Origin of the sequence: Pseudomonas sp. ADAK13 (assembly GCF_012935715.1) — a bacterium.
Classification (GTDB): domain Bacteria; phylum Pseudomonadota; class Gammaproteobacteria; order Pseudomonadales; family Pseudomonadaceae; genus Aquipseudomonas.
Genome location: NZ_CP052860.1, coordinates 689388 through 711768, shown reverse-complemented (window position 1 = coordinate 711768; position 22381 = coordinate 689388). Strand labels below are relative to the sequence as shown.

General features: G+C 61.9%; 20 protein-coding genes. 9 read left to right on the top strand and 11 right to left on the bottom strand.

Features of this window, described 5'->3' with window-relative positions; translation table 11 throughout:
- Nucleotides 1-25 precede the first annotated feature (25 nt).
- The 4 genes from HKK54_RS03425 to gap form a co-directional block, all read right to left on the bottom strand.
- On the bottom strand, nt 26-994 hold the full coding sequence (locus HKK54_RS03425; protein WP_169386152.1) for a FecR family protein: 969 nt from the start codon (nt 992-994) through the stop codon (nt 26-28).
- Nucleotides 995-1055: 61 nt separating this feature from the next.
- Nucleotides 1056-1574 carry an RNA polymerase sigma factor gene (locus tag HKK54_RS03420; RefSeq protein WP_003214115.1) on the bottom strand — a complete coding sequence of 173 codons (519 nt, stop codon included), beginning with the start codon at nt 1572-1574 and terminating at the stop codon, nt 1056-1058.
- Nucleotides 1575-1789: 215 nt separating this feature from the next.
- A complete protein-coding gene (locus HKK54_RS03415) occupies nt 1790-2254 on the bottom strand; it encodes a methylglyoxal synthase (RefSeq protein WP_010169997.1) in 465 nt (154 codons plus the stop codon).
- Nucleotides 2255-2258: 4 nt separating this feature from the next.
- Nucleotides 2259-3260 (bottom strand): type I glyceraldehyde-3-phosphate dehydrogenase, encoded by a 1002-nt coding sequence (gene gap / locus HKK54_RS03410; protein ID WP_003214117.1) that lies wholly within the window; start codon nt 3258-3260, stop codon nt 2259-2261.
- 221 nt (nt 3261-3481) lie between these two features.
- On the opposite strand from gap, the gene edd reads away from it, so the two are divergent.
- From edd to HKK54_RS03390, 4 genes are all read left to right on the top strand, one after another.
- Nucleotides 3482-5308 carry a phosphogluconate dehydratase gene (edd, locus tag HKK54_RS03405; RefSeq protein WP_169386151.1) on the top strand — a complete coding sequence of 609 codons (1827 nt, stop codon included), beginning with the start codon at nt 3482-3484 and terminating at the stop codon, nt 5306-5308.
- Nucleotides 5305-6261 (top strand): glucokinase, encoded by a 957-nt coding sequence (locus HKK54_RS03400; protein WP_010169995.1) that lies wholly within the window; start codon nt 5305-5307, stop codon nt 6259-6261. Before edd ends, HKK54_RS03400 begins: the two co-directional genes overlap by 4 nt.
- Before the next feature lie 140 nt (nt 6262-6401).
- Nucleotides 6402-7133 (top strand): response regulator, encoded by a 732-nt coding sequence (locus HKK54_RS03395; RefSeq protein WP_010169994.1) that lies wholly within the window; start codon nt 6402-6404, stop codon nt 7131-7133.
- Nucleotides 7123-8592 carry an ATP-binding protein gene (locus tag HKK54_RS03390; RefSeq protein WP_010169993.1) on the top strand — a complete coding sequence of 490 codons (1470 nt, stop codon included), beginning with the start codon at nt 7123-7125 and terminating at the stop codon, nt 8590-8592. Before HKK54_RS03395 ends, HKK54_RS03390 begins: the two co-directional genes overlap by 11 nt.
- Before the next feature lie 178 nt (nt 8593-8770).
- Here HKK54_RS03390 and HKK54_RS03385 read toward each other — a convergent pair whose 3' ends face one another.
- Nucleotides 8771-9700, bottom strand: a complete 930-nt coding sequence (locus tag HKK54_RS03385; RefSeq protein ID WP_010169992.1) for an AraC family transcriptional regulator — start codon at nt 9698-9700, stop codon at nt 8771-8773.
- A 326-nt stretch (nt 9701-10026) separates the two neighbouring features.
- On the opposite strand from HKK54_RS03385, the gene HKK54_RS03380 reads away from it, so the two are divergent.
- Both HKK54_RS03380 and HKK54_RS03375 read left to right on the top strand, forming a co-directional pair.
- The gene (locus HKK54_RS03380; RefSeq protein WP_010169991.1) at nt 10027-10368 is read left to right on the top strand and encodes an antibiotic biosynthesis monooxygenase family protein; all 342 of its coding nucleotides are present in this window, start codon (nt 10027-10029) and stop codon (nt 10366-10368) included.
- Nucleotides 10369-10411: 43 nt separating this feature from the next.
- Nucleotides 10412-10657, top strand: a complete 246-nt coding sequence (locus tag HKK54_RS03375; RefSeq protein WP_169386150.1) for a hypothetical protein — start codon at nt 10412-10414, stop codon at nt 10655-10657.
- On the opposite strand, the gene HKK54_RS03370 is transcribed toward HKK54_RS03375, so the two are convergent.
- Nucleotides 10654-11277, bottom strand: a complete 624-nt coding sequence (locus HKK54_RS03370) for a flavin reductase family protein (protein WP_010169989.1) — start codon at nt 11275-11277, stop codon at nt 10654-10656. The genes HKK54_RS03375 and HKK54_RS03370 overlap by 4 nt on opposite strands.
- Before the next feature lie 194 nt (nt 11278-11471).
- On the opposite strand from HKK54_RS03370, the gene HKK54_RS03365 reads away from it, so the two are divergent.
- Complete coding sequence (locus HKK54_RS03365; protein ID WP_169386149.1) at nt 11472-12227, top strand: COG4705 family protein; 756 nt, start codon at nt 11472-11474, stop codon at nt 12225-12227.
- A 63-nt stretch (nt 12228-12290) separates the two neighbouring features.
- On the opposite strand, the gene HKK54_RS03360 is transcribed toward HKK54_RS03365, so the two are convergent.
- The 4 genes from HKK54_RS03360 to HKK54_RS03345 form a co-directional block, all read right to left on the bottom strand.
- Nucleotides 12291-13610 (bottom strand): MFS transporter, encoded by a 1320-nt coding sequence (locus HKK54_RS03360; protein ID WP_010169987.1) that lies wholly within the window; start codon nt 13608-13610, stop codon nt 12291-12293.
- A gap of 286 nt (nt 13611-13896) precedes the next feature.
- Nucleotides 13897-15222, bottom strand: coding sequence for a sigma-54-dependent transcriptional regulator (locus tag HKK54_RS03355; protein WP_169386148.1), 1326 nt, complete (start codon nt 15220-15222; stop codon nt 13897-13899).
- On the bottom strand, nt 15216-16982 hold the full coding sequence (locus tag HKK54_RS03350; RefSeq protein WP_169386147.1) for an ATP-binding protein: 1767 nt from the start codon (nt 16980-16982) through the stop codon (nt 15216-15218). Before HKK54_RS03350 ends, HKK54_RS03355 begins: the two co-directional genes overlap by 7 nt.
- 201 nt (nt 16983-17183) lie before the next feature.
- On the bottom strand, nt 17184-18707 hold the full coding sequence (locus tag HKK54_RS03345; protein WP_003214142.1) for a fumarate hydratase: 1524 nt from the start codon (nt 18705-18707) through the stop codon (nt 17184-17186).
- Nucleotides 18708-18923: 216 nt separating this feature from the next.
- Between HKK54_RS03345 and HKK54_RS03340 the strand changes: the two genes are divergently transcribed.
- Both HKK54_RS03340 and HKK54_RS03335 read left to right on the top strand, forming a co-directional pair.
- Nucleotides 18924-19856 (top strand): iron-sulfur-binding ferredoxin reductase, encoded by a 933-nt coding sequence (locus HKK54_RS03340; protein ID WP_169386146.1) that lies wholly within the window; start codon nt 18924-18926, stop codon nt 19854-19856.
- Nucleotides 19857-19886: 30 nt separating this feature from the next.
- Nucleotides 19887-20636 (top strand): enoyl-CoA hydratase-related protein, encoded by a 750-nt coding sequence (locus HKK54_RS03335; protein WP_169386145.1) that lies wholly within the window; start codon nt 19887-19889, stop codon nt 20634-20636.
- A 196-nt stretch (nt 20637-20832) separates the two neighbouring features.
- Here HKK54_RS03335 and pyk read toward each other — a convergent pair whose 3' ends face one another.
- Nucleotides 20833-22284 (bottom strand): pyruvate kinase, encoded by a 1452-nt coding sequence (pyk, locus tag HKK54_RS03330; RefSeq protein ID WP_010169982.1) that lies wholly within the window; start codon nt 22282-22284, stop codon nt 20833-20835.
- Between the last annotated feature and the right edge of the window lie 97 nt (nt 22285-22381).

Here is a 22381-nt window from a genome sequence, read left to right as displayed (position 1 = left end):
GCTATCGAGTAAAAATAATTCTCATTTAGTTCAGGATCACCAGCGCCGGGTATTCCGAAAGCTTGGCCGAGGTGATGTGGGCCAGCGAACGCACGACGTCCAGCGGTTGGTCGAGGCGGTAATTGCCGGTGACCGCGACGCTGGCGAGCTTGTCGTTGTTGTTGACGATCCAGCCGGGGTAGTAGCGGCGCAACTCGGCCAGCACTTCACTCATCGGGCAGTTTTCGAAAATCAGCCGGCCATCGACCCAGGCCAGGTCCTTGGTGGTGTCCAGTTTGGCCGGTTGGCCGAAGCCCTTTGGTCCGATGCGGATACTTTCGCCGGCGCTCAGGCGTACCCGTGCGTCGTCAAAGGTGTTGCTCAGGTCCACATCGCCACGCTGCACCTGAACCTGGGCTTCACCGTTCAGGTAGCGCACGGCGAAGGCGGTGTCGCGCACGCTGGCGCGCACCGGGCCGGCGTCGATTTCCAGGGGCAGGCCACGGCTGGGCAGCACTTCAAAAAACGCCTCGCCCTGATACAGGCGCGCGATGCGCTGGTGGTCCTTGATGCTGCTGGAGAATGCAGAATTGGTGTTAAGCAACACTTTCGAGCCATCGTCCAGCTGCAGGCGCTGGCGCTCGCCGACTACGGTGAGGTGGTCGGCCTGCAGGCGCATCGGCAGGTTGCTGAAGCTGAACAGGCCCAGCAGCAACACGGCGGCGGTGGCCAGGGGCTTCCAGTGGGGTTTGATACGGCGCCAGGCGCTGGGCTTGCGCGGCGCATTCAGGGCAACGGCCGCGCTGTGCACGGGCGCGCCGCCCCAGGCGGCCTGGGCCTTGATGAAGGCTTCGGCGTGCAGCGGGTCACTGGCGAGCCAGGCTTCAAATTCGGCCTGCTGCCCGGGTTGCGGGCACTGCAAGGCGATCAGCCAGTCGAGGGCTTGGTCCATAGCCGTGTCTTGCAACACCTCATGAGCCAGCTCATGGGGGTGCAGTTTATTCGGATCCGTCACGGTGTTCCTCGGGTCTTCGCCACGTTTTAATCAATAGTCCTACAGACTGTGCCGACAAAGCTTAAGGGCGATCCAGTCTTTCGGCCACACCTATGCAGATGGCCATGATCAATTTCAGTTCCTTTTGCACGGTGCTCAGGGACACATCGAGCTTGTCGGCGATCTCCTGATAGCTGCAACCGTGCAGGCGGCTGAGGATAAAGATTTGCTGTTGGCGGGCGCTCAACTGGCCGAGGCTGACGCTCAGGTGTTCGAGCAATTGCTCGGCCTGTGTCGCATCTTCGGGGGTGCTGACCGGGGAGGCGACGCTTTGCAGGACGTCCAGCGGGACATCTTCCTGCAGGGTACGGGCCTGAATCCTGCGGGCGCGCAGGTGGTCCAGCGCCAGGTTGCGTGCCGTCTGGTACACGAAGGGTTCGAGGTGGTCGATCGGCCGTTCGCTCAAGGCCCGGGTGACGCGCAGGTAGGTTTCCTGCAGCAGGTCCTCGGCGGTGCTGTGGTTATTCACCATCCGCTGCAAGGTGCGCAGCAGAATCACGCGCTGGGTGAGGAAGACTTGATTGAAGCGAGATTGGCTCACAGTGATACCAGACCGATTTGCAGCGAATGATAATGCTTATCATCAACGCAAATGGCAAGTGGCACTTTGAGAGCCTTGCGTTGGCCCAAGGCTGCGATCGACTGCGAAGCCGGCGTATTCCAGACGCTGCCGATATGTCTGAAGTACCTGTTCGCCTGGTTTACGGCTGCTTCGCAGTCGATCGCAGCCTTGTGGCCACTTAAGGTGTTACGGGGTTATACGCGGTCCCGCAGATACGCCTGGTAGTCCGGAATCCGGTGCTCATGGGCCTGTTCCATCATCGGGCTGCTGAGCAGGTAGTCGGCGCTGCATTCATTGCAGGCCACCGGGATGTTCCACACCGCGGCCACCCGCAGCAGCGCCTTGATATCCGGGTCGTGAGGCTGTGGTTCGAAGGGGTCCCAGAAGAACACCAGCATGTCCACCCGCTGCTCGGCGATTTGCGCGCCGAGTTGCTGATCACCGCCCAGCGGGCCGCTGATCATGGTGTCGATGGGCAAGCCCAGGCGGGCACTCAACAGGTGCCCGGTGGTGCCGGTCGCCACGAGGTCGTGGCGGGCCAGGCGGTCTTGTTGCCGCTCGGCCCAGTCCAGGAGAAACACCTTGCAATGGTCATGGGCAACCAGGGCGATACGCTTGCGCGCCGCCATGGTCTTGTTCATGAAGCCGATGCCGACCATGCCGTTACTCCGCGTTGCAGAGCGCCAGGCAGTTATCCAGCATGCGGTTCGAGAAGCCCCACTCGTTGTCGTACCAGGCCAGCACTTTCAGCAGTTTGCCGCTGACTTTGGTGTGGTTGGCGTCGAAGATCGACGAAAGCGGGTTATGGTTAAAGTCACTGGAAACCAGCGGCAGGGTGTTGTAGCCGAGGATTTTCGAGTGCTGGCTGGCTTCTTTCAGCAGCGCGTTGACTTGCTCGGCGCTGGCTTCTTTTTTCAGTTGCACGGTGAGGTCTACCAGCGACACGTTGATCACCGGCACACGTACGGCCATGCCGGTCAGCTTGCCTGCGAGTTCCGGAAGTACCAGGCCCACGGCCTCGGCGGCACCGGTCTTGCTCGGGATCATGTTCTGGGTGGCCGAACGCGCGCGGTACGGGTCGGTGTGGTAGACGTCGGTCAGGTTCTGGTCGTTGGTGTAGGCGTGGATAGTGGTCATCAAGCCGCTTTCGATGCCCAGCTCGCGGTGCAGCACCTGGGCCACCGGCGCCAGGCAGTTGGTGGTGCAGGAAGCGTTGGAGATGATCTGGTGGGATTGACGCAAAATGTCATGGTTCACGCCGTACACCACGGTGGCATCGGCGCCCTTGGCCGGGGCCGAGATGATCACCTTGCGCGCGCCGGCGGTAATATGGGCGGCGGCCTTGTCACGGTCGGTGAACAGACCGGTGCATTCGAAGACCACGTCCACCTTGTGTGCAGCCCACGGCAGGTCGGCCGGGTTGCGAATGGCACTCACGGCAATCCGGTCACCGTTGACGGTCAGGCTTTCCTGATCGTGGGCGACCTCTGCGTCGAAAGTACCGTGGACGGTGTCGTATTTAAGCAGGTGAGCATTGATCGAACTGTCGCCAAGATCGTTGATGGCGACGATCTGCAAATCCTGACGGTAGCCTTGGGTATAAAGTGCGCGCAGGACATTACGGCCAATACGGCCAAAACCATTGATAGCGATACGTAGAGTCATTGGAAGGTGCCTGTCGTCGATTTGTTGTAAGAATTACAAGATTATTCGCATAAAAATAGAAAACAAGCCTTTTTAGTGGCAATATTTTGTTCAATCTACAACGAGTGACCTGAATCAACTGGTCCGATTGGTCAAGCAACACCCTGCCAACCTCTTCGCGGCGGGCTTTTGACCAGCATAGACACTCAGGTCGCCACATCCGTTAGCCTGGAGTTCTATACATGCATCCCCGCGTACTTGAGGTCACCGAACGGCTTATCGCCCGCAGCCGTGCAACCCGTGAGGCATACCTTGCGCTCATTCGCGGCGCTGCCAGCGACGGCCCGATGCGCGGCAAGCTGCAATGCGCCAACTTTGCCCACGGTGTGGCCGGGTGCGGCACCGAAGACAAAAACAGCCTGCGCATGATGAATGCCGCCAACGTGGCAATTGTTTCGTCATATAACGACATGCTGTCGGCCCACCAGCCGTACGAACATTTCCCCGAGCAAATCAAAAAAGCCCTGCGTGAAGTCGGCTCTGTTGGCCAGTTCGCCGGCGGCACCCCTGCCATGTGCGACGGCGTGACCCAGGGCGAGCCGGGCATGGAGCTCAGCCTGCTGAGCCGTGAAGTGATTGCGATGTCGACGGCGGTAGCGCTGTCCCACAACATGTTCGACGCCGCGCTGATGCTGGGCATCTGCGACAAGATCGTCCCCGGCCTGATGATGGGCGCCTTGCGCTACGGCCACCTGCCGATGATCTTCGTGCCGGGCGGCCCGATGCCGTCGGGTATCTCCAACAAACAGAAAGCCGACGTGCGCCAGCGCTACGCCGAAGGCAAGGCCACTCGCGAAGAGCTGCTGGAATCGGAGATGAAGTCCTACCACAGCCCGGGCACTTGCACCTTCTACGGCACCGCCAACACCAACCAGTTGTTGATGGAAGTGATGGGCCTGCACTTGCCGGGCGCTTCGTTCGTCAACCCGTACACGCCGCTGCGTGACGCCCTGACCCGCGAAGCCGCGCACCAGGTCACCCGTCTGACCAAGGCCAACGGCAGCTTCACGCCGATCGGCGAGATCGTCGACGAAAAATCCATCGTCAACTCCATCATCGCCCTCAACGCCACCGGCGGGTCCACCAACCACACCCTGCACATGCCGGCCATCGCCATGTCGGCGGGCATCATCCTCACCTGGGATGACATGGCCGACCTCTCCGAGGTGGTGCCGACCCTGTCCCACGTGTATCCAAACGGCAAGGCCGACATCAACCACTTCCAGGCGGCGGGCGGCATGTCGTTCCTGATCCGCGAACTGCTGGAAGCCGGCCTGCTCCACAACGACGTCAATACTGTGGCCGGTCACGGCCTGAGCCGCTACACCCAGGAACCGTTCCTGGTGGACGGCGAGCTGGTATGGCGTGAAGGCCCGATCGAAAGCCTCGACGAAACCATCCTGCGCCCCGTGGCCCGGGCGTTTTCCCCGGAAGGCGGTCTGCGCGTGATGGAAGGCAACCTGGGCCGTGGCGTGATGAAGGTCTCTGCCGTGGCGCTCGAACACCAAATCGTCGAAGCCCCGGCCGTAGTGTTCCAGGACCAACAGGACCTGGCCGACGCGTTCAAGGCCGGCCAGCTGGAAAAAGACTTTGTTGCCGTCATGCGTTTCCAGGGGCCACGTTCCAACGGCATGCCGGAATTGCACAAGATGACGCCGTTCCTCGGCGTGCTGCAGGACCGTGGCTTCAAAGTTGCCCTGGTAACAGACGGGCGCATGTCCGGCGCGTCGGGTAAGATTCCCGCCGCGATTCATGTCAACCCTGAAGCCCAGAGCGGCGGGCCACTGGCACGCGTGCGCGATGGCGATATCATTCGCGTGGATGGCGTCAAAGGCACCTTGGAGCTTAAGGTGGACGCCGAAGAATTTGCAGCGCGCGCGCCTGCCACGGGCCTTCTGGGCAATAACGTGGGGGCCGGTCGCGAGCTGTTTGCGTTTATGCGTTTGGCCGCAAGCTCCGCAGAGCAGGGCGCCAGCGCCTTTACCTCTGCCCTGGAGACACTTAAGTGAAGCTTGCGCTGGTCGGTGATATTGGGGGTACCAACGCCCGTTTTGCGTTGTGGCGTGATCAGGAACTGCATTCGATCCGCGTCCATGCGACGGCGGATCATGCCAGCCCGGAAGAGGCGATCCAGGTCTATCTCAAGGAAGAAGGCCTGGCCATCGGCTCGATTGGCGCGGTGTGCCTGTCGGTCGCCGGGCCGGTGAGTGGAGATGAATTTAAATTCACCAACAATCACTGGCGCCTGAGCAAGACTGCTTTCTGCAAGACGTTGCAGGTGGACGAGTTGCTGCTGGTGAATGACTTTTCGGCCATGGCCCTGGGCATGACGCGCCTGAAGCCCGACGAATTCCGTGTGGTGTGCGAAGGCACGCCGGAGCCGTTGCGCCCCGCGGTGGTGATTGGCCCGGGCACTGGCCTGGGCGTGGGCACCTTGCTCGACCTCGGCCATGGCCGTTGGGCCGCATTGCCGGGTGAGGGCGGCCATGTCGACCTGCCGGTGAGCAGCCCGCGGGAAGCCCAGCTGTGGCAGCACATCTACACTGAGATCGGCCATGTCAGCGCGGAAACCGCCTTGAGTGGTGGTGGCTTGCCCAGGTTGTACCGGGCGATCTGCGCGGTGGACGGCCATGAAGCGGTACTGGAAACCCCCGAGGCCATCACTGCCGCTGGCCTGGCGGGCGATCCGATTGCCCTGGAAGTGCTGGACCAGTTCAGTATCTGGCTGGGCCGCGTCGCCGGTAACAACGTGCTAACCACCGGTGGTCGTGGCGGGGTGTACATCGTGGGCGGCGTGATCCCGCGCTTTGCCGATTTCTTTATCAAGAGTGGTTTTGCCAGGAGTTTTGGCGACAAAGGCTGCATGAGCGACTACTTCAAAGGCATTCCGGTGTGGCTGGTGACCGCACCGTATTCCGGTTTGACCGGGGCAGGTGTAGCGCTGGAGCAGGCATTTGCGTAGGCAGTGATGGCGCCATCGCAGGCAAGCCAGCTCCCACAGGGAAATGCATTCCACATGTGGGAGCTGGCTTGCCTGCGATGAGGCCCTCCAGAACAACGAATTATTAAGCCCGTCCCATCCCTAACAACAAGGACGACCCCGTGAGCGTAATCAGTAAATCCATTCTCCTGGTCGACGACGACCAGGAAATCCGCGAGTTGCTGCAAACCTACCTCAGCCGCGCCGGTTTCCAGGTGCGTGGCGTGCCGGATGGCGCGGGGTTCCGCCAGGCGATGAACGAAGCGCCGTGCGACCTGGTGATCCTCGACGTGATGCTGCCGGACGAAGACGGCTTCAGCCTCTGCCGCTGGATCCGCCAGCACCCGCGCCAGGCGCAGGTGCCGATCATCATGCTTACCGCCAGTTCCGACGAAGCCGACCGCGTGATCGGCCTGGAACTGGGCGCCGACGATTACATCGGCAAACCCTTCAGCCCCCGTGAGTTGCAGGCGCGGGTCAAGGCCTTGTTGCGTCGCGCCCAGTTTGGCCAGGAGCGCAGCGGTGGCGAGGTGCTGGTGTTTGGCGAGTGGCGCCTGGACATGGTCAGCCACCGGCTGTTCCACGTAGACGGCGAGGAAGTGATTCTCTCCGGCGCCGACTTTGCCCTGTTGAAACTGTTCCTTGACCACCCTCAGCAAATTCTCGACCGCGACACCATCGGCAACGCCACCCGTGGCCGTGACCTGATGCCTCTTGACCGAATTGTCGACATGGCCGTCAGCCGATTGCGCCAACGCCTGCGCGACACCGAAAAACCACCCCGGCTGATCCGCACCGTGCGTGGCAGTGGCTATCAATTGGCAGCCAGCGTGGTTGCCGGCAATGCCCACTGAGCGCCTGCGTGAGCTGCGCCGGCGGATCCCGGTACCGCGCTCGCTGCTGGGGCGGATGTTACTGCTGACCCTGTTGGCGGTGCTGTTTGCCCAGGCGTTATCCAGCGTGATCTGGGTGTCGCAACTGCGCGCTACCCAGCTCGAAGGCCTGGTGACGGCAGCCCGTAGCCTGGCGCATTCGATGACCGCCAGCGTCAGTTATTTCCGTTCCTTGCCGGTGGCTTTTCGGCCCTTGGTGCTTGACCAATTGCGCAGCATGGGCGGTACGCGTTTTGTCGTCACCCTCAACGACAAGCCGCTGGACATGGCGGTGTTGCCGCAAACCCCGCGCAAGCAGGCGGTGCTCGGCGCCGTTGAAGAAGTGTTGCGCCAGACCCTGGGCAGCGACGTGCATGTCTCGGTGGAGTTTGTCAGCGCCGAAGACCTGCGTATTTTCAATGCCGGCTTGAAGCTCGATGAGCTGCCGCGTTCCTGGGCGCATTACGCACTGACCCTGGAGCCGGTGAATCCGCCGGTATTGGTGACCCAGATCCAACTGGCCCAGGGCGAATGGCTGTACATCGCGTCGTTGCTGCCGGAGCCTTACACCAGCCTTGAGGAACAAGGCCTGCCGTACCAGCAGGTGTGGTTTATCGTGCTCACCAGCGGCTTCCTGCTGCTGTTTATCGGCCTGTTGGTGCACTGGCAAAGCCGGCCGCTCAAGCGCCTGGCAAGGGCCGCGCGGGACATGTCCCTGGGTGCCGACGTGGAGCCGGTGGCCGAAGGTGGTGGCAGCGAAGTGGTGGAAGTGGGGCGCGCCTTCAACGCCATGCGCGAACGCATCAGCCGCTACCTGACCGAACGCAGCCAGTTGTTCAGCGCGATTTCCCACGACCTGCGCACCCCCATCACGCGCCTGCGGTTGCGGGTGGAGTTGCTGGAAGACGAGAACCTGCAAACCAAATTCGGTCGCGACCTGGACGAGCTGGAGTTGCTGGTCAAAGGCGCGCTGCAGTGCGTCAAAGACACCGACATCCACGAAAACATCGAACCGGTAGACCTCAACCACGTGCTCGACTGCCTGGTGGAGCCTTACCTGGCGCCCAACGGCAATGGCCGCGTGACCCAGCATGGCCGGGCACTGACGACTTACCCGGGCAAGCCGCTGGCGCTCAAGCGCTGCATCGGCAACCTGATCGACAACGCGTTGAAGTACGGGCAGAACGCCCATTTGCACATTGAAGACGATGGCGCGGAGTTCATCCTTCACGTCGACGACGAAGGCCCGGGCGTGCCGGAACAGCGCCTGGAGCAAGTCTTCGAACCGCACTTCCGCCTGTCCGGGCAGCAGCAGGGGTATGGGTTGGGGCTGGGCATCGCCCGCAACATTGCCCACAGCCACGGGGGAGAAGTGAGTTTGCAGAATCTGCGTGAGGGTGGATTGCGGGTGACCTTGCAGTTGCCCCGCAGCCTCGACTAGTTGCGCGAAGTTGCTTTTGTGGCGAGGGGGGCTTGTCCCCCGTTGGGCTGCGTAGCGGCCCCATCACGATCACCGCAGTCTTTCAGGCAGATCACTGTTGCAGATTTCAGGACTGCTGCGCAGTCCAACGGGGGACAAGCCCCCTCGCCACAAAAAACTTCTCACCGCAGGGTCTGCGTTAAAGGCTCTGGCGCAACCTGGCCAGATCCCGCAACGGTGGCGCACCAAACAGCCGGCTGTATTCGCGGCTGAATTGCGAGGCGCTTTCATAGCCCACCCGATAACCCGCCGCCGAGGCTTCCAGGCCTTCCGCGATCATCAACCGCCGGGCTTCCTGCAAGCGCAACTGCTTCTGATACTGCAACGGGCTCATGGCGGTCATTGCCTTGAAGCGGTGGTGCAAGGTCGAGACGCTGAGGTTCACTTCCTTGGCCAGGTCATCAATGCGAAGAGGTTGTTCGTAGTTGCCGTTCAACCAACTGATCGCCTGGCTGACCCGATGGCTCTGACTATTGGCCACGGCGATTTCATACAGCCGATAACCCTGTGGGCCACGCAACAAGCGGTAGAGAATTTCGCGATTGATCAACGGCGCCAGCATCGCGATGTCTTTCGGCGTGTCCAGCAAGCGCGTCAGGCGCAGCACGGCATCGAGCAACTGGTTGTCCAGGCGGTCGACATACATCCCGCGGGAGGTCGGGCGTGTGGGCACGCCCATTGGGCCGGCTTCGGCGATCAGCGCGGTGATTTGCGCCGGGTCGATGTTGACCCGAATCGACAGGTTGGGGTCTTCCGGCGTGGCGTCGAGGATGCGCCCGGCCACCGGCATCGATACGGAGAACACCAGGTAATTGAGCGGGTCGTAGGCGAAGACTTCATCTGCCAGGCGCACTTCCTTGCGGCCCTGGGCGAGGATGCACAGCGCAGGCTCCACCAGCACCGGCATGAAGTCGCGCGGGGTGTTGTGGCGGTTGAGGTACAGCGACGTGATCGCCGTGCCGTAGGAACCATCCTCCCAGGTATGCCGGCGCACGATGCCGGCGAGTTCTGCGCGCTGCTTTTCCATATCGGCGTCGAGGGGCGTGGAGCGAAGTTCGGGCGACGACATGGGACATCCTCTGGTGCTTTGACGATGGGCACAGCTTAAAGGCGGCTTTGCAAAGAGTGGTACTTCGATTCTGCACAATCCTTGCCTGATCCTGCGATAAATCGTGAATCAGGCAAGCCAGGGGCTGTCATGCGCCTGAAATACGGCAGTCATGCCGGGAATAAAACCCGCGGGCCGATTGTTATCTCTACGCATCTCGCAGGATTGTGCAATAAGCCGGCAGGAATCGACTAGCTGCATCCACACCTGCGCCAGTATCTTTGATCCTGTGGCAACACGCCCTCACAGTGCTTGCCGAGCATCACTTCTCAACGGGAGAGTCGAACATGTCCACCCCCATTCCCGCGAGCCATATGGCCTTTATCCGTGCCCGTACCGGGTACAGCACCGAACTCGGTGCACGCTTGAGCAGTTTGATTGAACCGGGCCGTCAGGCGCCGGGTTGCCTGCAATTCTCGTTGCAGCATTCCCAGGCTGACCCGGATGTGTGGTTGGTGTCGGGCTTCTGGAGCAGCGAGCAGGCGATGAGTGCCTACTTCAGCTCGCCAGCGCTGATGGTCTTCACCGAGTTGTTGAATGACATGGTGGTTCGCAGCATGGACTTCCAGACCTTTACCGACGCGTCGGCCGTCAATGCCTATGGCGAGTACCTGCAACTGGCGGGTTAGTGCTTTAGAATGGCCGCCTTTCCCATTGGCCAGGACCTGCAACATGGCACGTAAAGAGTTTGCCCACCACGAAGCCGTTTCCGCCTTGGTGCGTGAAGATGAGGGTGGCTATAGCGCCGCCATCGCCGTCAAGGCGCTGGATGGCATGGGCGCACCGCGCTTTCACAAGATCCTCGATGGACAAACCTTCAAGACCGCTGATGACGCCGACGATGCGGCTGCCCGGCAACTGGAGCGCCTGGTCGATGTCGACGAGGAAGGCCAGTTGACCTGGGCAGCGGTTTCCTAAGCTTTCGGTCTGTACATCTTGAACAAGGCCTCTGGCCCCAACTGAAAATAATCCGCCGGGCCGCCGCCACGCAGGATCGGCTCGGCGGCAGCGGTGTCGTACACGCCGTCTTTCAGCAGCCATTTGGCGATATGCACCGCGACCACTTCGCCAAGCACCAACCAGCTGGGCACCCGTTCCTTGTCGGCGCGCTGCAGCTGAATGATCTGCGTCACCTTGCACTCGAACGACACCGGGCTTTCTCCGACGCGAGGCACGGCGATCACCTTCGACGCCACCGGCGTCAAGCCGGCCAATTCAAACTCGTTGACCTCGGGTGATACCGGCGCGCAACTCTGGTTCATCTGCTCGGCCAGCGGACGGGTGGCCAGGTTCCACACGAATTCGCCGGTCTGTTCGATGTTGTTCAGGCTGTCTTTGCGCCCGACACTGGAAAACCCAATGATCGGCGGAATGTAGTTGAAGGCGTTGAAGAAGCTGTAGGGCGCCAGGTTCAGGCGACCCTGGCTGTCGTGGGACGAGATCCAGCCAATCGGGCGCGGGCCGACAATCGCATTGAACGGGTCATGGGGCAGGCCGTGGCCGTTGGCGGGTTCGTAGAAATGGATATCGTCGGACATGGCCGGGGTTCCTGCTGCGCGGTTCGGGGAGGGCATCATAGTGCAATCCTATGCTGCGGATTTCTATCATCCATATGGAATTTTCATACAGCCCCCACCTATTTTTCACAGCTCCCGGTTCAGTCTGCGCGCCAGGTCGACACCCCCGATAAGTCGACCGTTTGAACGACTGAGCCTTTGGAGCCTTCTGCACAATGAACAAACTTCCTCAGATCACCCTGGCGTTCTGGGTCATGAAAATCTGCGCCACGACCCTGGGCGAAACCGCCGGGGACTTGCTGTCGATGACCTTGAATGTCGGTTACGCCATCAGCTCGATGATCCTGATCAGCGTGTTCCTGGTCACCCTGGTGACGCAACTCTGGTCGAAAACCTATAACCCGGTGCTGTACTGGATCGTGATCCTGTCCACCAGCACTGCCGGCACCACCATGTCCGACTTCATGGACCGCACGCTGGGGCTGGGTTATGCCACGGGCTCGATGATTCTGGTGTCGATCCTGGTGGCGATCTTTGCCCTGTGGCGTATCAGCGGCGACTCGTTGAACGTGAACAAGGTCCAGACCTTTCGCGGCGAGCTGTTCTACTGGATGGCGATTCTGTTTTCCAACACCCTGGGCACGGCGCTGGGGGATTTCCTGGCGGATGATTCCGGGCTGGGGTTTGCCGGTGGGGCCTTGCTGATCGGCGCGAGTATCGCGGTGGTGGTGTTGCTCAAATACTTCACGCGGATTTCGTCGGTGCTGCTGTTCTGGGTCGCGTTTGTGCTGACGCGGCCGTTCGGCGCAACCCTGGGTGACTTCCTGACCAAACCCCATGAAAAGGGCGGGTTGGACTTTGGCACCATCGGCTCGTCGGCCGTATTGGTGGCGGTGCTGGTGGTGATGATTGCCGGGGCGGCGTATGCCCAGCGCCGGTATGGGCGCCAGGCGGTGGCCGAGCTGTCCTGAAGCCAATGAAAAAGGGGCCATGTCAGTCAATGACATGGCCCCTTTTTTACACCTGGCGAACCCTTAGTCCGTGGTGATCCGCGAATGCTTGCGGGTGTCCTTCATGGTCACGTACACCAACAGCGACACGGCGATACACGCGGTGACGTACCAGTAGTAGCCGGTCTCCATGCCAATGCTCTTGAACCACAGCGCGATGTATTCAGCGGTGCCGCCGAAGATCGACACGGTCAGCGCATAGGGCAGACCAACACCCAGGGCACGGATTTCGGTCGGGAACAGCTCAGCCTTTACCACCGCGTTGATCGAGGTGTAGCCGCTGACGATGATCAGCGCCGCCATGATCAGGAAGAACGCGCCCCACCAGGTCTGGATGGTGTGCAGGGTGGTGAGGATAGGCACGGTGAACAGCGTGCCGAGGACGCCGAAGGCGATCAGGATCGGTCGGCGGCCAACCTTGTCCGACAGCCCGCCGATGATGGGTTGCAGGCACATGAACAGGAACAGCGTGGCCGCCGAAATGGTGGTTGAGTCGGAGATGCTCATGCCGACCGTGTTCACCAGGTATTTCTGCATGTAGGTGGTGTAGGTGTAGAACGCCAGGGTGCCGCCCATGGTCAGGCCGACCACGGTCATCAGTTCCTTGGGGTGGCGCATCAAGGTGCGCATTGCGCTTTCCTTGGCCTTTTCTTTCTTGGTGAACGACTCGGTTTCTTCCATGCCGCGACGCAGGTACAGCGCCACTACCGCACACAACGCGCCGATGGCGAACGGGATACGCCAGCCCCAGTCGTACAGTTGCTCGGTGGTCAGCAATTGTTGCAGTACGATCAATACCGCCAGGGCGATGAGCTGGCCAGAGATCAGGGTCACGTACTGGAAGCTGGAGTAGAAACCACGACGTTCCTTGGTCGCCATCTCGCTGAGGTAGGTGGCGGAGGTGCCGTATTCGCCACCGACCGACAGGCCTTGCAGCAAACGCGCGAACACCAGCAGGATCGGTGCGCCAATGCCGATGGCTTCATAGCCCGGGCTCAGGGCAATCAGCAATGAGCCGAAGCACATCAGGTATACCGACGCCATCAAGGCCTTTTTACGCCCGACCTTGTCGGCGTACAGGCCCATCAGCCAGCCACCGATCGGGCGCATCAGGAAGCCCACGGCGAAGATCGCGGCGGTGTTCAAGAGTTGTGCGGTGGTGTCGCCTTTCGGGAAAAAGGTCTTGGCGAAGTACAGCGAGAAGGCCGCGTAGACGTACCAGTCGTACCACTCGACCATGTTGCCGACCGACCCGCTGAAGATCGACCTGATACGGCTGGAGGTGGTGCGTTCTTTTGCCGGCGCAGCCGCCGACCCCAGAGGCAGGGAGTTGGAGTTATCCATTTAAGGATCCTTCATCTAATTGTTTTTGTGGAGCGCGCGGTAGCGCAGCCTGGTCGGGGCTATAGCAGGAGCTGTGCCAAACAGGTGAAGGCCCGGTCTAGAAGGGTTTGCAGATTTTTTTGAGCGGAAAGTCGCTGATGATTGGAGGGTGATGAGCGGAAATCCGCTTATGGCTGCGGGCCTCATCGCAGGCAAGCCAGCTCCCACCTTTGAATGTATTCACAAATCAAAAGGTGGGAGCTGGCTTGCCTGCGATGGCGCCCTACCAGGCGATACAAGAACCGGTTTAGAGGAACGTGTCCCGCGCCAGGCCATGGCGCTGCATTTTTTCATTGAAGGTGCGCCGGGGCAGTTGCAGCTCGGCCAGCACCGCCTTGATATCGCCTTTGTGCCGGGTCAATGCGGCTTTCAGGCAATGGGCTTCAAACGCTTCCTGCTGCGCCGCCAACGATTGCCCGGCTTCGATGCCTTCCGGCTCCGGTTCACCCAGCCCCAATACCTGGCGTTCAGCGACGTTGGCCAGTTCCCGCACGTTACCCGGCCAGTCATGGCTGAGCAGGCGGCCCAGCGCAGGCCCGCTCAATGGGGCGAAGCTGCGGCCCAGGCGTTCGGCGGCGCTTTGTGCAAAGTGCTCGAACAGCAGCGGAATGTCTTCCCGGCGCTCGCGCAGCGGCGGCAGGCGCAGTTGCGCGACGGTCAGGCGATAGGCCAAATCCTCGCGAAAACGCCCGGCGCGGGCTTCGTCCAGCAGGTCCGGCTTGGTGGCGGCGATGATCCGCAAGTCCACCTTGATGCTTTGATTGGAGCCGAGCCGCTCCAGTTTTTGCTCCTGCAACACCCGCAGTAATTTCACCTGTTGGGCCAAGGGCATGCTTTCAATTTCATCGAGAAACAGCGTGCCGCCGTCGGCGTATTCCAGCTTGCCGATACGCTTGCCCTGGGCGCCGGTGAACGCGCCACTTTCATGGCCGAACAGCTCGGCTTCAAACAGCTGCTCGGGAATCGCTGCGCAGTTCAGCGCCACAAACGGCTTCTTCGCACGGGGGCCGAAATCATGCAGGCAACGGGCGACCAGTTCCTTGCCGCTGCCGGTTTCGCCGCGAATCAGCACATTGACCGGAAGACCTGCCAGGTCCAGCACTTGCCGGCGCAGGTTCTGCAAACCCCGGGACACCCCCAGCAGGCTGGATTCCAGTTGGGCCCGGTGATCGGCCTGTTGATGCAGGCGGCGGTTCTCCAGCACCAGCCCGCGTTTGTCGAGCGCCCGGCGCAGGCTGCTGAGCAGGGCTTCAGGACTGAAGGGTTTTTCGAGGAAGTCGTAGGCGCCATCGCGCATGGCCTCGACGGCCATCGGCACATCGCCGTGGCCGGTGAGCAGAATCACCGGCAGGTCGGCGTCGCGCCGCTGCACTTCGGCCAGCAACTCCAGACCGCTGAGGCCGGGCATGCGCACGTCGCTCAGGATCACCCCGGGAAAATCCCTGGGCAATTGCGCCAGGCATTCCTCGGCCCGGCTGAACAACTGCACGTCAAAACCCGACAGGCTGAGCCACTGCTCGACGGCCGTGCGGATACTGGCTTCGTCGTCGACCACAATCACCGCATTCAACATAGGTCTGGCGTCTCCAGGGCGATGGGCAAGGTCAGGGTAAAGATCGCCCCGTCACCTTGGTTGCCGGCGCTCAGGCGGCCGCCGAGTTCGTGGACGATAGCGTACGACACGGCGAGCCCCAGGCCGAGCCCGTCGCCCACCGGTTTGGTGGTGAAGAACGGGTCGAACACGCTGTTGAGGTGCTCTTCGGCAATTCCGCCACCGCTGTCGCTGACGGTCAAGCACCACAGTTGCTGGTCGGCGTGCAGGCGGATTTCCAGGCGCTTGCGCGGCTTGTCGGCCATGGCGTCGAGGGCATTGCGCAGCAGGTTGATCAGCACCTGTTCCAGGCGAATCGCGTCGCCACGTACCCAGGCCGGGCGGGTCAGGTCCAGCACGGTGCCGATGGCTTCGTCCCGCAGGCGGGCGTCGAGCAAATGCAGGGACTGGTCCACCACCGTGGCCAGGTCGAGGCGTTCGCGCAGGCCGCTGGGGCTCTTGCGGGCGAAGGTCTTGAGGTGGCCGGTGAGGGCGGCCATGCGGGTGAGCATGTCGTCCAGCGGGGTCAGGGCCTGGTAGGCGTCGTCCACCCGGCCGTGGTCCAGCAGCAGCCGCAGGGTCGCCAACTGCATGCGCTGGGCGGTCAGCGGCTGGTTGATTTCGTGGGCGAGGGCGGCAGACATCTGGCCCAGCGCTGCCAGCTTGGCGGATTGCACCAAACCATCCTGCGCCGTACGCAGGGCGCGGGTGCGCTCTTCCACCAACTGTTCAAGTTCCTCGCGGCTGCGCTGACGCAGGCGGGCCAGGCGCCAGCGCTGGGTCAGGAACAGCACCAGGAACACCAGCGCCAGCCATGATCCGGCAGCGGCGAGGCCGGCGTTGCGTTGGTCTTCAAAGGCAACCTGTGGCTTGCGCAGCAGGTGCAAGGTCCAGCCCTCGGCCTTCAGCGGCAGGGATTCCCAAATGTAATTGGCCTTGCCGTCGGGGCCGTCGACACGCATCAGGTGGCTGTTTTCGTCAAAGCGTTGCAAGGCTTCGGTGTCCAGCGGCAGCAGCTGTTTCTTGTCGTATTGGCGCGTGGCCTTGAGTTCGGCGTGGTCGCTGTCTGAGAGCGGGCGCAACGCGCGGTAGCGCCAGCCCGGCTGGTTGGCGATAAACACAATGCCTCGAGCATCGCTGACCAGCAGCAGGTCATTGCCCTGTGCCCACTCGCGCTCCAGTTCCGGGAATTCCAGCTTGACCACCATGGCACCGAGGAACTGCTCGTTCTCGCCCACTACCGCGCTGGAGAGGAAATACCCGGGAATCCCGGTGGTCACGCCCACCGCATAAAAACGCCCGGTGCCCTGGCTCAGGGTCTGGCTGAAGTAGGGACGAAACGCATAGTTGTGCCCGACGTAACTGCTGGGCAGGTTCCAGTTGCTGGCGGCCACGGCCAGGCCGTTGCGGTCCATCAGTTCCAGGGTGGAAGACTGGGCGGCACCGTTGATGCGTTCCAGTTTGCGGTTGAGCAAATCCTGGGTGGCGGCGTCCAGCGGGCCTTTCAAGGCGCTGATCATTTCCGAGTCGAGGGCCAGCACGGCGGGCAGGGCGCGGTAGCGTTCGATCAGGGTGTGCAGGGAGTTGCCATAAAGCATGAGCTGCTGATTGGCGCGGGCGGCGTCGTCCACCAGGGCCAGGCGTTCGGCGTGGCGGGTGGCCAGGGCGGCAGCCAGCATCGCACCGGCAATGATCAGCAGGGAGTAGAAGGTCAAACGCAACGGGCGGGGAATCGCGATCATACGAAGATGAACAGTGCAATTGGGGGCGAGCACCATAGCATGAGGCGCATGGCTTGTTGCGATGGGAGGGATTGTCCTGTGGCGAGGGGGCTTGTCCCCCGTTGGAGTGCGCAGCACTCCCGCTCTTTTCGGGGCCGCTGCGCAGCCCAACGGGGGACAAGCCCCCTCGCCACAAGGTCATTTATCCCGCAGGGGACGTGCTTACTGCACTTCTACCGCCAGGCTTTCACTGATCTTTTTCTGCCAGATGGCAGGACCGGTGATGTGTACCGACTCGCCCTTGCTATCAACGGCAACGGTGACCGGCATGTCTTTCACGTCGAACTCGTAGATCGCTTCCATGCCCAGTTCGGCGAATGCCACCACGCGGGATTTCTTGATGGCCTGGGCCACCAGGTAAGCCGCGCCGCCGACGGCCATCAGGTAAACCGCCTTGTGGTCCTTGATCGCTTCGATGGCGGTCGGGCCGCGCTCGGATTTGCCGATCATGCCCAACAGGCCGGTTTGCTCGAGGATCTGGCGGGTGAACTTGTCCATCCGCGTGGCGGTGGTCGGACCGGCAGGCCCAACCACTTCTTCGCGCACCGGATCAACCGGGCCGACGTAGTAGATGAAGCGACCCTTGAGGTCCACCGGCAGGGTTTCGCCCTTGTTCAGCATCTCGACCATGCGCTTGTGCGCCGCGTCGCGACCGGTGAGCATCTTGCCGTTGAGCAACACGGTTTCGCCCGGCTTCCAGCTCTGCACGTCTTCCGGGGTCAGGGTGTCGAGGTTGACGCGACGGGCCGACGGGCCGGCTTCCCAGACGATTTCCGGGTAGGCGTCCAGCGGTGGCGCTTCCAGCGACGCAGGGCCCGAACCGTCGAGCACGAAGTGCGCGTGACGGGTGGCGGCGCAGTTGGGGATCATGCACACCGGCAGCGAAGCAGCGTGGGTCGGGTAGTCCATGATCTTCACGTCGAGCACGGTGGTCAGGCCACCCAGGCCCTGGGCGCCGATGCCCAGTTGGTTGACCTTCTCGAACAGCTCCAGGCGCATCTCTTCGATACGGTTGGACGGGCCGCGCTTCTTCAGCTCGTGAATGTCGATGGATTCCATCAACACTTCCTTGGCCATCACCGCAGCTTTCTCGGCGGTGCCGCCGATGCCGATGCCGAGCATGCCCGGTGGGCACCAGCCGGCGCCCATGGTCGGAACGGTCTTGAGCACCCAGTCGACGATCGAGTCGGACGGGTTCAGCATGGCCATTTTCGACTTGTTCTCGGAACCACCGCCCTTGGCGGCCACGTCCACTTCCACGGTGTTACCCGGGACGATGGAGTAGTGGATCACCGCAGGGGTGTTGTCCTTGGTGTTTTTACGCGCACCGGCCGGGTCGGCGAGGATCGAAGCCCGCAGGACGTTTTCCGGCAGGTTGTAAGCCTGGCGCACGCCTTGGTTGATCATGTCGTCCAGGCTCATGGTGGCGCCATCCCAGCGCACGTCCATGCCTACACGTACGAATACGGTGACAATCCCGGTGTCCTGGCAGATCGGGCGGTGGCCGGTGGCACACATGCGCGAGTTGATCAGGATCTGTGCCATGGAGTCACGGGCCGCTGGCGATTCTTCGCGCAGGTAGGCTTCGTGCATCGCCTGGATGAAGTCAACGGGATGGTAGTAGGAAATGAATTGCAGGGCGTCGGCAACGCTCTGAATCAGGTCGTCTTGCTTGATCACGGTCATGAGTCGCGCTCCTCTATAAGGGAACATTCAATAAAGGTGGCGTCAGTGTTGCATCGGTCGGCTGAAGCCACCTTTCCAAGGCACGCCAAAGTGGTGCAGGCGCGACGCTAAAAAGGCGCGGCAGTATAACCCGCCACGGTGGCCGATACACCCGACTATGGTCAAACTCTACCGGGCGTGATTCCCTGTAGACGCCTTTTTGATCCGAGACCCTTGATGCCTGAACTTCACGTCGGCGAACGCCACTGGTCGGTAGCCACCGGCAGCAACCTGCTGGATGCCCTGAACCAGGCGGGGGTGGCCGTGCCCTACAGCTGCCGTGCCGGTAGCTGCCATGCCTGCCTGGTGCGTTGCCAGGGTGATATCCAGGACAACCAGCCGGATGCCCTGAGCCCGGCACAACGCCAGGACGGCTGGCGCCTGGCCTGCCAGTGCCAGGTCACGGCTGACGTGCAGGTCGAGACCTTTGACCCGTTGCGTGACGGGTTGCCGGCGACGGTGCTGAGCGTTGATTGGTTGAACCCGAGTGTATTGCGCCTGCGGCTGCAACCCGAACGCGGCTTGCGCTACCGGGCGGGGCAACATCTGGTGCTGTGGGCGGGCAGCGTTGCGCGGCCGTATTCCCTGGCCAGCTTGCCCCAGGAAGACCCGTTCCTCGAGTTTCATATCGATTGCCGGCTGCCGGGTGAATTCAGTGACGCCGCCCGCCAATTCAAGGCCGGTGACGGCCTGCGCCTGGGCGAACTGCGGGGCGGCGCGTTGCAGTACGACCCCGACTGGCAATCCCGGCCGCTGTGGCTGCTGGCTTCGGGCACTGGCCTTGGGCCGTTGTGGGGCGTGTTGCGCGAGGCCCTGCGTCAGGATCACCAGGGCGCCATCCGGGTCATTCACCTGGCCCATGATGCAGACGGTCATTATCTGGCCGAGCCTTTGGCGCAACTGGCTGCGGTGCACCCGAACGTGACGGTTGAGCGATGGACAGCGGCTGAGGCAACCGAGGCTTTGGCGCAACTGCGGCTTGTTTCCCGGCAAACTCTGGCCTTACTCTGCGGGCACCCTGCCAGCGTCGAGGCCTTCTCCAAGCGCCTGTTCCTGGCCGGACTGCCGCGCAATCAACTGCTGGCCGATGTGTTCCTGCCCCGTGGTTGAGCGCTGAATTTTCCAGCCGCGAGATTTGCCATGACCGATGCCATCCTGCAGCAACGCGAACGCGGGTTGCTGATCCTGCAGCTCAACCGCCCGGACAAGAAAAACGCCCTGACCCGCGCCATGTACAGCCAACTGGCCAACGCGCTGGAGCAGGCCGATGCCGATACCGGCGTCAATGCGGTACTGATCCAGGGCAGCAGTGAGTGCTTCACCGCCGGTAATGATATTGGCGACTTCCTTGAACAACCACCGGCGGATCTCGACAGCCCGGTGTTTCACTTCATGCGCAGTTTGCTCAATTGCCGCAAGCCGGTGATTGCCGCAGTGGCGGGTGTGGCGGTGGGAATCGGTACAACGCTGCTGCTGCATTGTGACCTGGTGTACGTCAGCCGGGATGCGCGGTTGCGCATGCCGTTCGTCAACCTGGGCCTCTGCCCGGAGTTTGGTTCAAGTTTGATCCTGCCGCGCTTGTTGGGGCATGCCAAGGCGGCGGAGTTGTTGCTGTTGGGTGAAGGATTCAGCGGTGAGCAGGCGGCTATCTGGGGCATTGCGACCGAAGCGTTGGGAAGTGGTGAGGCGGCATTGGCCAAGGCGCGGGAAGTCGCCGGCCGGTTCGAAGTCCTTGCGCCGGGCGCGGTGCAAGTCAGCAAGCACCTGATGAAAAGCGTCGATCGCGAACAGTTGCGCAAGGTGATCGAAGAGGAGGGGGCGTTGTTTACCCAGCGGTTGAAGTCGCCGGAGGCGATTGCCGCGTTGTCGGGGTTTATCGCCAGGCGATGAAGAAGTGTTGTGGGAACGGGCACCATCGCAGGCAAGCCAGCTCCCACAGTTAATCGCGTTTCTGCAAGTCAACTCGGTCAACTGTGGGAGCTGGCTTGCCTGCGATGAGGCCCTGATAGCCAATGGAATATCCCGATCTGAAATGCAAAAAGCCCCGCCATTCACATGGCGGGGCTTTTGTTTTTCAGCGTGTCACTCAGACCATTGGGTCGCCAACGTGCAGGATCTTCATGCCGTTGGTGCCGCCGATGGTGTGGTAGCTGTCGCCCTTGGTCAGGATGACCCAGTCGCCTTTCTCCACAACGCCGCGCTTGAGCAACTCGTCGATCGCGGCCTGGCTGACTTGCTCAGGCGGCAACGAAGCCGGGTCGAACGGTACGGTATAGACGCCACGGAACATGGCCGCGCGGGCCTGGGTTTCGCGGTGCGGGGAGAACGCGTAGATCGGCACCGAAGAACGGATGCGCGACATGATCAACGGCGTGTAGCCACTTTCGGTCAGGGCGATGATCGCTTTCACGCCCGGGAAGTGGTTGGCGGTGTACATGGCGGCCAGGGCGATGCTCTGGTCGCAGCTTTCGAAGACCTTGCCGATACGGTGGCTGGAGGTCTTGCTGGTCGGGTGCTTTTCAGCGCCGACACAGATGCGCGCCATGGCCTGCACGGCTTCCAGCGGGTACGGGCCAGCCGCACTTTCAGCCGAGAGCATCACGGCGTCGGTGTAGTCGAGCACGGCGTTGGCCACGTCGGACACTTCGGCACGGGTCGGCATCGGGTTCTGGATCATCGACTCCATCATCTGGGTCGCTACGATCACCGCTTTGTTGTGGCGACGTGCGTGCAGGATGATTTTCTTCTGGATGCCGATCAGCTCGGCGTCGCCGATTTCCACGCCCAGGTCGCCACGGGCAACCATGACGGCGTCGGAAGCCTTGATCAGGCCGTCGAGGGTTTCGTCATCGGCCACGGCTTCGGCGCGTTCGATCTTCGCCACCAGCCAGGCGGTACCGCCGGCTTCGTCGCGCAGTTTACGGGCGTATTCCATGTCGGCAGCGTCGCGCGGGAAGGATACCGCGAGGTAATCCACTTCCATTTCGGCGGCGAGCTTGATGTCGGCCTTGTCTTTTTCAGTCAGGGCTGGAGCTGTGAGGCCACCGCCGCGACGGTTGATGCCTTTATGATCGGACAGCGGGCCGCCGATGATCACGGTGCAGTTCAGTTCAGTTGGCGTCGCGGTGTCGACGCGCATGACCACGCGACCGTCGTCCAGCAGCAGTTCGTCGCCGACGCCGCAGTCTTTCACCAGGTCCGGGTAGTCGATACCCACTACGTCCTGGGTGCCTTCGGTCAGCGGGTGGCTGGTGGAGAAGGTGAACTTGTCACCGATCTTCAGCTCGATCCGCTTGTTGGCGAATTTGGCGATACGAATTTTCGGGCCTTGCAGGTCACCCAGCAGTGCAACGAAGCGGCCATGCTTGGCGGCCAGGTCACGCACCAGCTTGGCGCGAGCCTTGTGCTCGTCCGGGGTGCCGTGGGAGAAGTTCAGACGGGCAACGTCCAGGCCAGCCAGAATCAGCTGTTCGAGGACTTCCGGCGAGTTACTGGCCGGGCCAAGGGTGGCGACGATTTTGGTACGACGGACGGACATGCACGGACTCCTGAGTTCAAGCGCTGGGGAAGGCTACTATGCTCTTTGGTTGTAGTCATTGTTCGTTTGCACTACTTATCGATGATTCGCTTGTTTT